At 41.4% G+C, this 13,898-nt stretch carries 12 protein-coding genes and 4 tRNA genes; 15 read left to right on the top strand and 1 reads right to left on the bottom strand.

Going from position 1 to position 13,898, the window contains the following annotated elements:
• The first annotated feature begins 111 nt into the window (after positions 1–111).
• From ABIS04_RS18725 to birA, 3 genes are all read left to right on the top strand, one after another.
• Complete coding sequence (locus ABIS04_RS18725) at positions 112–732, top strand: TetR/AcrR family transcriptional regulator (RefSeq protein ID WP_350432028.1); 621 nt, start codon at positions 112–114, stop codon at positions 730–732.
• 366 nt (positions 733–1,098) lie between these two features.
• Positions 1,099–2,115 carry a UDP-N-acetylmuramate dehydrogenase gene (gene murB / locus ABIS04_RS18720; RefSeq protein WP_350432027.1) on the top strand — a complete coding sequence of 339 codons (1,017 nt, stop codon included), beginning with the start codon at positions 1,099–1,101 and terminating at the stop codon, positions 2,113–2,115.
• Positions 2,112–3,074, top strand: a complete 963-nt coding sequence (gene birA / locus ABIS04_RS18715) for a bifunctional biotin--[acetyl-CoA-carboxylase] ligase/biotin operon repressor BirA (RefSeq protein ID WP_137224519.1) — start codon at positions 2,112–2,114, stop codon at positions 3,072–3,074. Before murB ends, birA begins: the two co-directional genes overlap by 4 nt.
• Before the next feature lie 37 nt (positions 3,075–3,111).
• On the opposite strand, the gene coaA is transcribed toward birA, so the two are convergent.
• The gene (coaA, locus tag ABIS04_RS18710) at positions 3,112–4,062 is read right to left on the bottom strand and encodes a type I pantothenate kinase (RefSeq protein ID WP_140235377.1); all 951 of its coding nucleotides are present in this window, start codon (positions 4,060–4,062) and stop codon (positions 3,112–3,114) included.
• A 222-nt stretch (positions 4,063–4,284) separates the two neighbouring features.
• On the opposite strand from coaA, the gene ABIS04_RS18705 reads away from it, so the two are divergent.
• The 12 genes from ABIS04_RS18705 to rpoB all read left to right on the top strand — a co-directional run bounded on the left by ABIS04_RS18705 (position 4,285) and on the right by rpoB (position 13,868).
• A tRNA-Thr gene (locus tag ABIS04_RS18705) sits at positions 4,285–4,360 on the top strand.
• 6 nt (positions 4,361–4,366) lie between these two features.
• Positions 4,367–4,451, top strand: a tRNA-Tyr gene (locus ABIS04_RS18700).
• A gap of 34 nt (positions 4,452–4,485) precedes the next feature.
• Positions 4,486–4,559: transfer RNA gene (locus ABIS04_RS18695), tRNA-Gly, on the top strand.
• Positions 4,560–4,568: 9 nt separating this feature from the next.
• Positions 4,569–4,641 (top strand) — tRNA-Thr (locus tag ABIS04_RS18690).
• A gap of 116 nt (positions 4,642–4,757) precedes the next feature.
• Positions 4,758–5,942 (top strand): elongation factor Tu, encoded by a 1,185-nt coding sequence (tuf, locus tag ABIS04_RS18685; protein WP_137224523.1) that lies wholly within the window; start codon positions 4,758–4,760, stop codon positions 5,940–5,942.
• A 268-nt stretch (positions 5,943–6,210) separates the two neighbouring features.
• Entirely contained in the window at positions 6,211–6,582 is a 372-nt protein-coding gene (secE, locus tag ABIS04_RS18680; protein WP_137224526.1) for a preprotein translocase subunit SecE, read from the top strand.
• A 10-nt stretch (positions 6,583–6,592) separates the two neighbouring features.
• Positions 6,593–7,144, top strand: a complete 552-nt coding sequence (nusG, locus tag ABIS04_RS18675; protein WP_137224529.1) for a transcription termination/antitermination protein NusG — start codon at positions 6,593–6,595, stop codon at positions 7,142–7,144.
• Between the two features lie 128 nt (positions 7,145–7,272).
• Complete coding sequence (rplK, locus tag ABIS04_RS18670) at positions 7,273–7,701, top strand: 50S ribosomal protein L11 (protein WP_137224532.1); 429 nt, start codon at positions 7,273–7,275, stop codon at positions 7,699–7,701.
• Between the two features lie 4 nt (positions 7,702–7,705).
• Positions 7,706–8,407 carry a 50S ribosomal protein L1 gene (rplA, locus tag ABIS04_RS18665; RefSeq protein WP_137224534.1) on the top strand — a complete coding sequence of 234 codons (702 nt, stop codon included), beginning with the start codon at positions 7,706–7,708 and terminating at the stop codon, positions 8,405–8,407.
• Positions 8,408–8,681: 274 nt separating this feature from the next.
• Positions 8,682–9,182, top strand: a complete 501-nt coding sequence (gene rplJ / locus ABIS04_RS18660; protein ID WP_137224537.1) for a 50S ribosomal protein L10 — start codon at positions 8,682–8,684, stop codon at positions 9,180–9,182.
• 54 nt (positions 9,183–9,236) lie between these two features.
• Positions 9,237–9,602 (top strand): 50S ribosomal protein L7/L12, encoded by a 366-nt coding sequence (gene rplL / locus ABIS04_RS18655; protein WP_137224540.1) that lies wholly within the window; start codon positions 9,237–9,239, stop codon positions 9,600–9,602.
• Positions 9,603–9,836: 234 nt separating this feature from the next.
• Positions 9,837–13,868, top strand: coding sequence for a DNA-directed RNA polymerase subunit beta (gene rpoB, locus ABIS04_RS18650; protein ID WP_137224542.1), 4,032 nt, complete (start codon positions 9,837–9,839; stop codon positions 13,866–13,868).
• Positions 13,869–13,898 lie beyond the last annotated feature (30 nt).

Here is a 13,898-nt window from a genome sequence, read left to right as displayed (position 1 = left end):
TCTTAACCCTATATGGCTTAATAATATGCTAAAATATGCGGATTATTCATCATGAAACTTATATTTAAGATTATGATAAATAAAGGTTCGTTAATATAAGAGGTACTATTTATGACAATAACAAAAGCAGCTTGTGTTGGTCGCCCTCGAGGGTTCGATATCGACTTAGCATTAGAGCAAGCGCTTAATGTATTTTGGCGTAATGGATATGAAGGTACTTCGATAAACGAATTAACTGAGGTCATGGGAATTAAAAAACCCAGCCTGTATGCTGCATTTGGCAATAAAGAGCAGCTATTTTTAAAAGCCATTGAGTTATACGAAAACCGTCCAGATGCTTTATTTAACAGTGCATGTAAACATGAACATGTAGCGGATGTTGTTCGCGGCTTATTGTTAGGCGCTGCAGCCAAATTTACTGACTGTAGCCACCCGCAAGGTTGCGCATTAATTAACAGCACCTTATCTTGTGGTGAAGCGAGTGGGTCGATTAAGCAGGCTGTTTTAGAGCGTAAAGTTATCAATAAACAAAAGTTGATAACACGATTAGATCAAGCCAAACAGCAAGGTGAGTTAAATGAGAACTGTCAACCAGAAGTATTGGCTAGATTTATCAGCACATTGCTTTTAGGTATGTCGGTACAAGCTTCAGAAGGGGCAACTCTTGAAGAAGTGCAACAAGTCGCCAATATGGCGGTTGAAGGCGTGTTAACTTTGTACGTTAATCAATAAGTTGGTTTTTATTGGTCTTTGCAGGAATATTTTGTTTGAAATAAAAACGTGTACTCGTTGTTGGCGTACCGTTGTCTAGCAATATGAATTACTTTTACTTAGCAAAGAGTTATTTAACAAAGAATCTTTTACAGGGTCTATCACACGTTTTGTAGCCGAATACTACGGGCTGAGTTTGTTCGATTTTTCAACTGCGTTATCGGTTCTTTATCCAGAATAACAATTCAACAAAGTCTTGCCTTCAGTTTATATTTCAACAATAACCAACAGTTCATTGTAAAAAAAGCCTTGAAAAATCAACAGGCCTTATTTTAAAGCTATTTTCCCTGTTACAATAACGCCATTATTTTCAAATGTAACCTTCTTATGTCTATCTCCCTAGCTGGATTGAACACCCTTGGGCTTCAGCAGTATTGTAGCTCGCTTGTGGAAGTCACTCATAAAGCAGAATTAATAAAAACTTGTAGAAATTTGTATCAGCAACAGTTACCCATGTTAATTTTGGGCGGTGGAAGTAACGTCGTATTTACTGATGACTTCGATGGCACTGTGGTAAAAGTTGCAACAAAAGGCATACAGGTTACTGAAGACACTGATTATTATTATCTCAGTGTTCAAGCGGGTGAAAATTGGCATAACCTTGTTGAATTCTGTTTGAATAAGCAGATTTATGGTCTAGAGAATCTTGCGCTTATACCGGGTACGGTAGGCGCAGCTCCGATACAGAATATTGGTGCATATGGCGTTGAGTTTAATCGCTTTTGTTATCAAGTTGAATTTTTGCAGCTCGACACTGGAACATTGAATCATTTTGATAAAGATCAGTGTCATTTTGGTTATCGAGATTCTATATTTAAACAACAGCTTAAAAATTTAGTGGTCATTACTGAAGTGACTCTACGACTAAATAAACAGTGGCAACCAATAATTAATTATGGACCATTACAGCATTTTGATCCGGCACAGGTCACCGCAAAACAGATATTTGATAGTGTGTGTAAAGTTCGCCAAGTAAAATTACCCGATCCAAAAGTATTAGGTAATGTGGGCAGTTTTTTTAAGAACCCTATTGTGAGTTCAACTTGTTATGAGTTACTGAAGAGTCGTTATGCGGAATTGGTCGGTTATCAACAAATTGATGGACGTTTTAAAATTGCTGCAGGTTGGTTGATAGATACAGCGGGTTTAAAAGGTTTTAATATTGGCAATGCTGGCGTGCATAAGGATCAAGCATTGGTATTAGTCAATCTAGGGAATGCGACTGGTGCAGAAATATGTCAATTAGCGCGACATATTATCCAAGAGGTCTATGACACATTTGCTGTCATATTAGAACCCGAGCCTAGGATTATGGGCTCAGTTGAGGAGATAGAAATACAATGAATGGACATTGGCTACGCAAGCGACAAATTTTAGCGTGTTTAAGTCATCAACACTTTGTTTCTGGCGAAGTTATAGCTCAACAGTTATCTCTTACTCGTGCAGCAATTAATCAGCATATTGATGCGTTGAAAGACTATGGTATTGAAATATACAGTGTAAAAGGGAGAGGTTATAAGTTAGCAAATCCCATTTCCTTAGTTAATGAATCTGACCTTCTTAACGGTATTGATGGACGCTGCTTTTATTTTGATGAAACGGCCAGCACTAATGCATTTATGCTGGGTCATGCCACGGAACTGAAGTCGGGTGATATTTGTATTGCCGAATATCAATCAGCGGGTCGGGGGAGAAGAGGAAGGCAATGGCTCTCTCCTTATGGACATCATATTTATGCTTCAATGTTTTGGCGTTTAAATAACGATATTAGCCATGCAAGTGGATTAAGTTTAGTTATTGGCTGCTCTATTGTTAAAACATTAGCAGATTTTGGTGTCGAGGGATTGGGACTAAAATGGCCAAATGACATTTACCTCGATCATAGTAAATTAGCTGGAATTTTAGTTGAAATATCGCAGTCCTCTGCGAACCAAACTGAGCTGGTTATTGGTTTTGGTATTAATATGAGTATGTCTGTGGAACAAGGTGAGTTAATCGATCAACCTTGGAGTGATCTCTCTAGCTTAAAAGAAATACCCGATAAAACGGAACTATTGATTAAACTGCATAAAACGCTTAAGGCTGATTTACAACTATTCGAACTGAAAGGTTTGGGGGCTTTTTTAGAACGCTGGAATGAGTATGATTTATTTGTAAATCGTGAAGTTTCACTCCTAATGGCACCGAATTCTGTTAGTGGCATTTGTCGTGGAATTGATCAGCAAGGGGCTTTACTGCTTGAAACTGAGCAAGGTATTAAGCCCTATATCGGTGGTGAGATTAGTCTTAGAGCGGCAATCTAGGAAGTAACAATGAGCCTAGCAATAGGCTCATATAATGTTATTTTCTAAGTAAAACTCGGTCCATTAAGTGGTTTGGACCCTTTTGTAAAATGAGGTTTGCCCGCTCACGAGTGGGTTGAATATTAAGTGATAAATTGGGGCCATTAATCGTATCCCAAATATTTGCTGCAATAGTATTAGCCTCATCATCAGTTAGACATGAATAATGATGAAAGAATGATTTCGGGTCACTAAATGCACCTTTCCTAAATTGTAAAAACCGCTTTTTATACCAATCTTTTAATAATGACTCATCAGCATCAACATAAATCGAGAAATCAACGAAATCGGATACAAACGGTCTTCTAGTATCGATAGGTGAATCTAAACCTGTTTGAAGTACATTTAAGCCTTCTAAAATTAAAATATCGGGTTGATGTATGACTTGATGTTCATCGTGACATCTATCATAGGTAACATGGGAATAAATTGGTGCAAGAATTTCTTTATTACCTGCTTTAACAGCTGAGATAAATTCGACCAACATTTTCATATCATAACTTTCAGGAAAACCTTTACGTTGCAGTAACCCTTTGCGCTTAAGGTCAGCTAGTGGAAATAAAAAACCATCAGTGGTGACCAAATCTACTTTAGGGTGCTCAGGCCAGCGCTGTAGTAATGTTTGCAATATACGAGCAGTGGTGCTTTTACCCACGGCGACGCTTCCTGCTATACTAATAATGTAGGGACTAGGGGAAGGTTTTTGTTCGAGAAAATTGTCTAGAACGAGCCCACGTTGTTGTTTTGAGCCGACAAATAAATTCAGTAAACGACTGAGAGGAAGGTAAATGTCGGTGACTTCGTCTAAAGACAGCTTCTCATTCATACCACGCAGGTTTTCTAATTCTGCCTGACTCAATGTAAGTGGCACTGATTTTCGTAATTCAGCCCAATGCTCGCGCTGAAAAGCAAAGTAGAGTGCATCTTGTATTGAGTTAATTGGATTCATAACCATTCCTCTAAGTTGGTCAGGCACATTACACTATCGAATAAATGGCGACAATAGTTTGGTCTTCATTTGTCAGCATCGCAATTACATTCGTCTAGAAATCACACTTTCCGGCTAAAATGAGTGCAAAAAAGCGTCATTTGAGACTTTTTTTAGGTTTTTTATCATTTGCCTATTGCACTCGGCTCCACATTTACCTAATATCCGAACCCGAAATGACACGCCGGCATAGCTCAGTTGGTAGAGCAACTGACTTGTAATCAGTAGGTCCCGAGTTCGACTCTTGGTGCCGGCACCATTTTCTGGAGGGGTTCCCGAGTGGCCAAAGGGATCAGACTGTAAATCTGACGGCTCAGCCTTCGAAGGTTCGAATCCTTCTCCCTCCACCATTTTCTAGGTAGTTAGGTAGCCTAAATAGGTTGCGCGGATGTCGTATAATGGTATTACTCCAGCCTTCCAAGCTGATAACGCGGGTTCGATTCCCGCCATCCGCTCCAAATTTGTTCGCTGATATGGCTCAGTTTGTAGAGCACATCCCTCGTAAGGGTGAGGTCGGCAGTTCGAATCTGCCTACCATCAACAGCACTTCATGAATGAATTACCTAACCCTAAATAATCTATTCGATGTCATTTTATGCATCGGATTTTTACTATACGTGTTTTCATCACCAAGATACTTGGACTGAGGCTATACCATGGCAAAAGCTAAATTTGAACGTAACAAGCCCCATGTAAACGTGGGCACCATCGGTCACGTTGACCATGGCAAAACAACCTTAACAGCAGCAATTTCAGCTGTTTTGTCTAAGACATATGGTGGTGAAGCTCGTAACTTCGCTCAAATCGATAATGCTCCAGAAGAGCGTGAGCGCGGTATTACAATTAATACTTCTCACATCGAATATGACACGCCAATTCGTCACTATGCGCACGTAGACTGTCCAGGTCACGCGGATTATGTTAAAAACATGATTACTGGTGCTGCACAGATGGACGGCGCAATCTTAGTTGTTGCTGCAACAGATGGCCCAATGCCACAGACACGTGAGCACATCTTGCTTTCACGTCAAGTAGGCGTACCTTTCATCATCGTATTCATGAACAAGTGTGACATGGTAGATGACGAAGAATTACTAGAATTAGTAGAAATGGAAGTGCGCGAGCTTCTTTCAGAATACGACTTCCCAGGTGATGATTTACCAGTAATTCAAGGTTCAGCTCTTAAAGCCCTAGAAGGCCAGCCAGAGTGGGAAGCTAAAATTCTTGAGCTTGCAGAAGCACTAGATACTTATATTCCTGAGCCAGAGCGTGACATCGATAAACCATTCCTACTTCCAATTGAAGATGTATTCTCAATTTCAGGTCGTGGTACAGTGGTAACAGGTCGTGTTGAACGTGGTATCGTTCGCGTATCAGACGAAGTTGAAATTGTTGGTGTTCGTCCAACAACTAAAACAACTTGTACTGGTGTAGAAATGTTCCGCAAGCTACTTGACGAAGGTCGTGCTGGCGAAAACTGTGGTGTGTTATTACGTGGTACTAAGCGTGATGATGTTGAACGTGGCCAAGTACTAGCTAAGCCTGGTTCAATTAACCCACACACAACTTTCGAATCAGAAGTTTACGTGTTGTCAAAAGAAGAAGGCGGACGTCATACTCCATTCTTCAAAGGCTACCGTCCACAATTCTTCTTCCGTACAACAGACGTAACAGGCACAATTGAGTTACCAGAAGGCGTAGAAATGGTTATGCCTGGTGATAACATCAAGATGGTCGTTACTCTGATTTACCCAATCGCGATGGACGACGGTTTACGTTTCGCTATCCGTGAAGGTGGCCGTACAGTTGGTGCAGGTGTTGTAGCTAAAATTATCGCGTAATAGCGAGTTTAGTGAACACTAAAAAAGGAAGCCTAGGCTTCCTTTTTTATTTTTAAAGCAAAATTGGTACTAAAAATTGATTTTTTAGTTAATTTGTTAACCTTACTTTACCTGTATTGTTGCGAACAAAGCTGAATAAGAATACAATCTATGGCCGATTTTTGACCCTGTGCTTATGCATTTTCTGGGAATGTTCGGAAATGCGGATTTGGTAAATATGTTGTTTACCAAGCTAAGCCCAGGTCGTAGTGAGTAACGGAATTAACCGATGACAACAAATACTGAAAACCAGAGTAATTCTTTGGATATCGTTAAGTGGGGCGTAGCAGCAGTGCTAGTTGCTGCCGCTGTTATAGCCAATCAATTTTATGCAGATGCTAATGTAGTCGCTCGTGTTGCTGGGGTAATTATTGCCTTCGCTATAGCTGGTATCATTGCGCTGCAGACAAGCAAGGGTAAGCTAGCGCAATCTTTTGCTAGAGAAGCACATATTGAAGTGCGTAAAGTCGTTTGGCCAACTCGCCAAGAGGCGTTAAATACGACCTTTATTGTACTTGCAGCTACTGCAGTTATGGCATTAATCCTTTGGGGATTTGATGCTGTATTGTTAAGAGTTGTCAATTTAATTACTGGCGTATAGGCATCTGAAAATGACTGAAGTTACAGAAGCGAAAAAAAAATGGTATGTTATCCAAGCCTTTTCGGGCTATGAAGGCCGTGTTCTTAAAACACTGCTTGAACATATCAAAATGCACAATATGGAAGAATACTTCGGTGAGATCTTAGTTCCTACCGAAGAAGTTGTTGAAATGCGTGCAGGTCAACGTCGCAAAAGCGAACGTAAGTTTTTCCCTGGTTATGTATTAGTCCAGATGGAAATGAATGACGATAGCTGGCATTTAGTCAAAAGTATCCCACGTGTAATGGGCTTTATTGGTGGTACATCAGATCGTCCAGCACCTATTTCTGACAAAGAAGCTAATGCTATTCTTCAGCGTCTTCAAGATACTGTCGAGTCTCCAACTCATCGTGTCATGTATGAACCAGGTGAAGTTGTTCGTGTGTGTGACGGTCCATTTGCTGACTTTAATGGCACCATCGAAGAAGTTGATTACGAAAAAGATCGCATCAAAGTATCAGTGATGATATTTGGTCGTTCTACACCAGTAGAATTAGATTTTAATCAAGTTGAAAAGAGCTGATTAAAATAACTACAAATAAACATTGTTTGCGGGTGCGGATTTTTATATAATTCGCACCCGTTGTTTTCAGGGGAGCGTATTGGCATGTCGCCAACATGCGTTTGAACCCAAATTGAGGAAATGTCGACATGGCAAAGAAAATTGAAGCTTATATTAAGCTACAAGTAGCAGCCGGTGCTGCAAACCCGTCTCCACCAGTTGGTCCTGCTTTAGGTCAAAAGGGTGTGAACATCATGGAATTCTGTAAAGCATTCAATGCTCGTACTGAAAAGTTCGAAAAAGGCATGCCAATTCCTGTTGTTATCACGGTATTTAACGACCGTTCTTTCACTTTCGAAACTAAGACTCCACCTGCATCTTTCCTACTGCTTAAAGCAGCAGGTCTGAAATCAGGTTCTGGACGTCCTAATACTGAAAAAGTAGGAACAATAAAGCGTAGCGCTGTTCAGGAAATTGCTGAAACTAAAGCCGCTGATATGACTGGTGCTGATATTGAAGCGATGACTCGTTCAATTGAAGGTACTGCACGTTCAATGGGTTTGGTAGTAGAGGATTAATATAATGGCAAAGCTAACTAAGCGTGCTCGCGTTATCCGCGAAAAAGTTGATGTAACAAAAATGTATGACATCAACGAAGCTGTAACACTTTTACAAGAATTAGCGACAGCTAAATTTGTAGAGAGTGTTGACGTTGCTGTTAATCTAGGTATCGATCCTCGTAAATCAGATCAAAACGTGCGTGGTGCAACTGTACTGCCACATGGTACTGGTCGTGACGTTCGTGTTGCTGTATTCACTCAAGGTGCAAACGCTGAAGCTGCTAAAGCTGCTGGCGCTGAACTTGTGGGTATGGAAGATTTAGCTGCACAAGTTAAAGCTGGTGAAATGAACTTTGACGTTGTTATCGCATCTCCTGATGCTATGCGCGTTGTTGGTATGTTAGGTCAAATTTTAGGCCCTCGTGGTTTAATGCCTAACCCTAAAACTGGTACAGTAACGCCTAACGTTGCTGAAGCAGTTAAAAATGCCAAAGCGGGTCAAGTTCGTTACAGAAATGACAAGAATGGTATTATTCATACAACTATTGGCAAAGTAACTTTCACTGCTGAACAGTTAAAAGAAAACTTAGAATCGTTGATATCTGCACTGAAAAAGGCTAAGCCTGCAGTTGCAAAAGGTATTTACATTAAGAAAGTCAGCATCTCTACCACTATGGGTGCAGGTGTTGCTATCGACCAGAGTTCTCTGGAAGAAGCTAAGTAATATACAAAGCGCGCGTATTAGTCTATAATGCGCGCACTTTGTGGGTTGAAGCCGCTTTTATGTAATCGTTTTCGAACTTTTACATATTAGAGTCGGTTTCCGTCCAAGACCGCAGGTGTTAATCGCGAGATTAACTTAATTTCCAGCGTAGACGGTGTCAGGCCCCAGCTAAATTTTTTTACTGGAAAATCTGCACCGTAAGTAATTAAACACATAAGTGTTTAATTTGGTAAATACTAGGGAATTCCCTAGGTAGAATCCAGGAGTAAAGCCAATGGCATTAAGACTCGAAGACAAACAGGCAATTGTTGCTGAAGTCAACGAAGCTGCCAAAGGTGCACTTTCTGCAGTTGTTGCCGATTCACGTGGCGTAACTGTAGGTGCTATGACCGGTCTGCGTAAAGCTGCTCGCGAAAATGGTGTGTTTGTACGTGTAGTACGTAACACTCTTGCTCGTCGTGCAGTTCAAGGTACAGCTTTTGAGTGCCTAGCAGAAACGTTCACTGGCCCAACTTTAATTGCTTTCTCTAACGAGCACCCAGGTGCTGCAGCGCGTCTATTAAAAGACTTCGCTAAGGGACAAGATAAATTTGAAGTTAAAGGTGCAGCTTTCGAAGGGATGTTTATCCCTGCAGCTGACATTGATCGTTTAGCGAAACTACCAACATACGAAGAAGCACTAGCTCAGTTGATGATGACTATGAAAGAAGCATCTGCTGGCAAGTTCGTTCGTACATTGGCCGCCCTTCGCGATCAAAAACAAGATGCCGCTTAATTTTAAGCAGGCAGCTTAATAAAATTGAATTCAGAACAATAGGAAAAATTTCTAATGTCTATCACTAAAGACCAAATGTTAGAAGCTTTCGCAGCAATGTCTGTAATGGAAGTTGTTGAACTAATCGAAGCTATGGAAGAAAAATTCGGCGTTTCTGCTGCTGCTGCAGTAGTTTCTGGCGGTGGCGATGCTGTTGCTGCTGAAGAGCAAACAGAATTTGACGTAGTACTTACTTCATTCGGCGAAAACAAAGTTGCCGTGATTAAAGCACTACGTAGCGCTACTGGTCTTGGCTTGAAAGAAGCTAAGACTATGGCTGAATCTTCGCCAATCGCTGTTAAAGAAGGCGTAAGCAAAGAAGAAGCTGCTACTCTTAAAACTGATTTAGAAGCTGCAGGTGCTTCTGTTGAAGTTAAGTAAGCTGTAATTTAGCTTGCATCACCCAAGTAATTGGGTGAAGGCTGGCGGTTTTTTAACCGTCGGCCTTTTTTGCGCTCTATGCGCAGGCGATTTTTTTTCACCGTTTGTCGCCAGTTTTAGCAGTCCCTAGCAGAGATTACTGGTTAGGTTCTTGCCATCAACGGTGATAGGCAAACGTGCTGATTTAATTATATTATTTCAGTCTTGGTCACATCTCGTAAGCAGAGGAAACCCATGGTTTACTCCTATTCTGAAAAGAAGCGTATTCGCAAAGACTTTGGTAAGCGTCCAAAAGTTTTGGATATCCCTTATTTATTGTCTATCCAGTTAGACTCTTTTAAGAAGTTCACCGATCAAGACCCTACGGGTGAGCGTGGCTTAGAAGCCGCATTCCGTAGCGTTTTTCCTATCAAGAGCTTTTCTGGCTACTCTGAGCTGCAATATGTCAGCTACAAGCTAGGTGAGCCAGTTTTTGATGTGAAAGAATGTCAGATCCGCGGTGTAACTTATTCTGCACCACTTCGCGTTAAATTACGCATGGTGTTGTTTGACCGTGAAGCTGCTGCTGGCACTGTTAAAGACATTAAAGAGCAAGAAGTCTACATGGGTGATATACCTATGATGACGAATAACGGTACTTTCGTTATTAACGGTACTGAGCGTGTAATCGTGTCTCAGTTACACCGTTCTCCAGGTGTGTTCTTTGATCATGACCGTGGTAAAACCCACTCTTCTGGTAAGGTGCTGTATAACGCACGTATTATTCCTTACCGTGGTTCATGGCTTGACTTTGAATTCGATCCTAAAGATGCTTTATTCGTACGTATTGACCGTCGTCGTAAATTACCGGCAACGATTATTTTACGTGCACTTGAATACTCTACTCAGGACATCTTAGATTTATTCTTTGAGCGTATTCAATTTAAGATCAAGAAAGATTCGTTAGTTATGGCACTTGTGCCTGATCGTTTACGTGGTGAAACTGCAGGCTATGACATTAAAGATGCTGAAGGCACTTTATTAGTCGAAGCTGGCCGTCGCATTACGGCGCGTCATATTAAGCAACTTGAAAAAACCAACACTACTGAGCTAGAAGTACCAGTAGATTATATTGTTGGTAAGTATGCTGCTCAAGACTACATCGATGAAGATACCGGTGAAGTTTTAGTGACAGCAAACAGTGAGATTACCTTAGAAGATTTAGCTAAGTTATCACTTGCTGGTATTAAGGATATTGATACGTTATTTATCAATGACCTTGATCATGGTGCTTATATTGCGGATACATTACGTATTGATTCAACAACTAACCGCTTAGAAGCGTTAGTTGAAATCTACCGTATGATGCGTCCTGGCGAGCCACCAACCAAAGATGCTGCTGAAGGTTTATTCCAAAACCTATTCTTCAGTGAAGAACGTTATGACTTATCTAAAGTAGGTCGTATGAAGTTCAACCGTCGTCTTGAGATTGCTGAAGATGAAGGTCGTGGCGTGTTGTCTAAAGATGACATCGTTTGCGTTATGAAGAAAATCATTGAAATCCGTAACGGTTATGATGAAGTCGATGATATTGACCACTTAGGCAACCGTCGTATTCGTAGTGTCGGTGAGATGGCTGAAAACCAGTTCCGTGTTGGTTTAGTCCGTGTTGAGCGTGCTGTTCGTGAACGTCTATCTTTAGGCGATTTAAACGAGCTTATGCCACAAGATTTAATTAATGCGAAGCCAATTTCAGCAGCAGTGAAAGAATTCTTTGGTTCTTCACAGTTGTCACAGTTTATGGATCAAAACAACCCGCTATCAGAAGTGACGCATAAGCGTCGTATTTCTGCGCTTGGCCCTGGTGGTTTGACTCGTGAACGTGCAGGCTTCGAAGTCCGTGACGTACATCCAACTCACTACGGTCGTTTATGTCCAATTGAAACCCCTGAGGGTCCAAACATTGGTCTAATCAACTCATTAGCAAGTTTTGCACGTACTAACTCGTATGGTTTCTTAGAAACACCTTACCGCAAAGTGGTTGATGGTGTGATTACTGATGAAGTTGAATACTTATCAGCAATCGAAGAAGGCCGTTATGTTATTGCACAGGCAAACATCGAAGTTGATGCTAATGGCCGTATGGTTGAAGAACAAATTGCTTGTCGTCATAAAGGTGAATCTACCTTTATGCGTGCTGCTGATGTTCAATATATGGATGTATCACCACAGCAGATTATTTCTGTTGCGGCATCATTAATTCCGTTCTTAGAACACGATGATGCTAACCGCGCATTGATGGGTGCAAACATGCAACGTCAAGCAGTACCTACTTTACGTGCTGATAAGCCGTTAGTCGGAACGGGTATCGAACGTACTCTTGCTGTTGACTCTGGTGTAGTTGTAGCTGCAAAACGTGGCGGTGTGGTTGATTATGTTGACGCTAGCCGTATCGTAGTTAAAGTAAATGAAGATGAGCTACACGCAGGTGAAGCTGGTATCGACATTTATAACTTAACTAAATATACCCGTTCAAACCAAAACACTTGTATTAACCAACGTCCTTGTTGTTCTGTTGGTGAGCCAGTGGTTCGTGGTGACGTATTGGCAGATGGTCCATCAACCGATTTAGGTGATTTGGCTCTTGGTCAAAACATGCGTATCGCGTTCATGCCTTGGAACGGTTATAACTTCGAAGATTCGATCTTGATTTCTGAGCGCGTAGCGCAAGAAGATCGTTTCACGACTATCCATATTCAAGAGCTTTCTTGTATTGCTCGTGATACTAAATTGGGTAGTGAAGAAATCACTGCTGACATTCCAAACGTAGGTGAGTCTGCTTTATCTAAATTAGATGAGTCAGGTATCGTTTACATTGGTGCAGAAGTGAAGGGTGGCGACATTCTTGTGGGTAAAGTGACACCTAAGGGTGAAACACAGTTAACTCCAGAAGAGAAACTACTCCGAGCAATTTTTGGTGAAAAAGCTTCTGATGTTAAGGACAGCTCGTTACGTGTTCCTAACTCAGTGAAAGGCACCATCATCGACGTCCAGGTATTTACCCGTGACGGCGTTGAGAAAGACAAGCGCGCGCTTGAAATCGAAGAATTGCATGTTCGCCAAGCTCGTAAAGACTTAGGTGAAGAGTTCAAGATCCTTGAAGAAGGTGTATTGGGCCGTGCACGTAACTTGTTACTGTCTGTTGGTTACTCAGAAGCTAAGTTAGCTGAGATCCCACGTAAAGATGTGTTAATACAAGTTATCGATGACGAAGCAAAACAAACTGAATTAGAACAGTTGGCTGAACAGCACGAAGAGCTAAAAGCTGATTTTGATAAGACGTTTGAAATCAAGCGACGTAAGATCACCCAAGGTGATGACTTGGCACCTGGTGTATTGAAGATTGTTAAGGTTTACCTTGCAGTTAAACGTACTATCCAGCCTGGTGACAAGATGGCGGGTCGTCATGGTAACAAAGGTGTTATCTCGAAGATTTGTCCAGTTGAAGACATGCCATACGATGAAGAAGGTAATCCTGTAGACATCGTACTTAACCCATTGGGCGTACCATCGCGTATGAACATCGGTCAGGTACTTGAAGTCCACATGGGCGCAGCGGCGAAGGGTATCGGTAATAAGATTACCGCTATGCTTGAAGAGCAGCGTGAAATTGCCGAACTTCGTGGTTACATCAAACAGGTTTATGAATTAGGTGATGACGTGCTTCAGCGCGTTGATATCGATTCATTCACTGATGATGAAGTTGTACGATTGGCAACTAACCTTAAAGGTGGTATTCCAATTGCAACACCAGCATTCGATGGTGCTAAAGAGAAAGAGATCAAGCAAATGCTTGCTCTTGCAGGCTTGCCTGAGTCTGGTCAGTTGACATTATGTGACGGCCGTACCGGTAACGAATTTGAGCGTAAAGTAACTGTTGGTTACATGTATATGCTTAAATTGAACCACTTAGTTGATGACAAGATGCATGCCCGTTCTACAGGTTCATACAGCTTAGTTACACAACAACCATTGGGCGGTAAAGCTCAGTTTGGTGGTCAACGTTTCGGTGAGATGGAAGTGTGGGCACTTGAAGCATACGGTGCAGCTTATACTCTACAAGAAATGCTAACAGTTAAGTCAGATGACGTTAACGGTCGTACTCAGATGTATAAGAGTATTGTAGACGGTAACTATCAGATGCAACCTGGCATGCCTGAGTCTTTCAACGTATTGTTGAAGGAAATTCGTTCACTCGGTATTAATATCGAGTTGGATCAAGAGTAAGCATCGCACTTAAGCAATGTTTGGTAACCA

The sequence above is a fragment of the Shewanella sp. H8 genome, assembly GCF_040285065.1.
GTDB classification, from domain to species: Bacteria; Pseudomonadota; Gammaproteobacteria; order Enterobacterales; family Shewanellaceae; genus Shewanella; species Shewanella polaris.
The sequence above is the reverse complement of the archived record's forward strand: the minus strand, read 5'-3'. Positions and strand labels throughout refer to the sequence as shown.

What these genes read in the sequence shown, in the direction of transcription:
- ABIS04_RS18725 (WP_350432028.1), top strand. Translation starts at nt 112, where the DNA reads ATGACAATAACAAAAGCAGCTTGTGTTGGTCGCCCTCGAGGGTTCGAT.
- rplK (WP_137224532.1), top strand. Translation starts at nt 7,273, where the DNA reads ATGGCAAAGAAAATTGAAGCTTATATTAAGCTACAAGTAGCAGCCGGT.
- rpoB (WP_137224542.1), top strand. Translation starts at nt 9,837, where the DNA reads ATGGTTTACTCCTATTCTGAAAAGAAGCGTATTCGCAAAGACTTTGGT.
- nusG (WP_137224529.1), top strand. Translation starts at nt 6,593, where the DNA reads ATGACTGAAGTTACAGAAGCGAAAAAAAAATGGTATGTTATCCAAGCC.
- tuf (WP_137224523.1), top strand. Translation starts at nt 4,758, where the DNA reads ATGGCAAAAGCTAAATTTGAACGTAACAAGCCCCATGTAAACGTGGGC.
- birA (WP_137224519.1), top strand. Translation starts at nt 2,112, where the DNA reads ATGAATGGACATTGGCTACGCAAGCGACAAATTTTAGCGTGTTTAAGT.
- murB (WP_350432027.1), top strand. Translation starts at nt 1,099, where the DNA reads ATGTCTATCTCCCTAGCTGGATTGAACACCCTTGGGCTTCAGCAGTAT.
- rplJ (WP_137224537.1), top strand. Translation starts at nt 8,682, where the DNA reads ATGGCATTAAGACTCGAAGACAAACAGGCAATTGTTGCTGAAGTCAAC.
- coaA (WP_140235377.1), bottom strand. Translation starts at nt 4,062, where the DNA reads ATGAATCCAATTAACTCAATACAAGATGCACTCTACTTTGCTTTTCAG.
- secE (WP_137224526.1), top strand. Translation starts at nt 6,211, where the DNA reads ATGACAACAAATACTGAAAACCAGAGTAATTCTTTGGATATCGTTAAG.
- rplA (WP_137224534.1), top strand. Translation starts at nt 7,706, where the DNA reads ATGGCAAAGCTAACTAAGCGTGCTCGCGTTATCCGCGAAAAAGTTGAT.
- rplL (WP_137224540.1), top strand. Translation starts at nt 9,237, where the DNA reads ATGTCTATCACTAAAGACCAAATGTTAGAAGCTTTCGCAGCAATGTCT.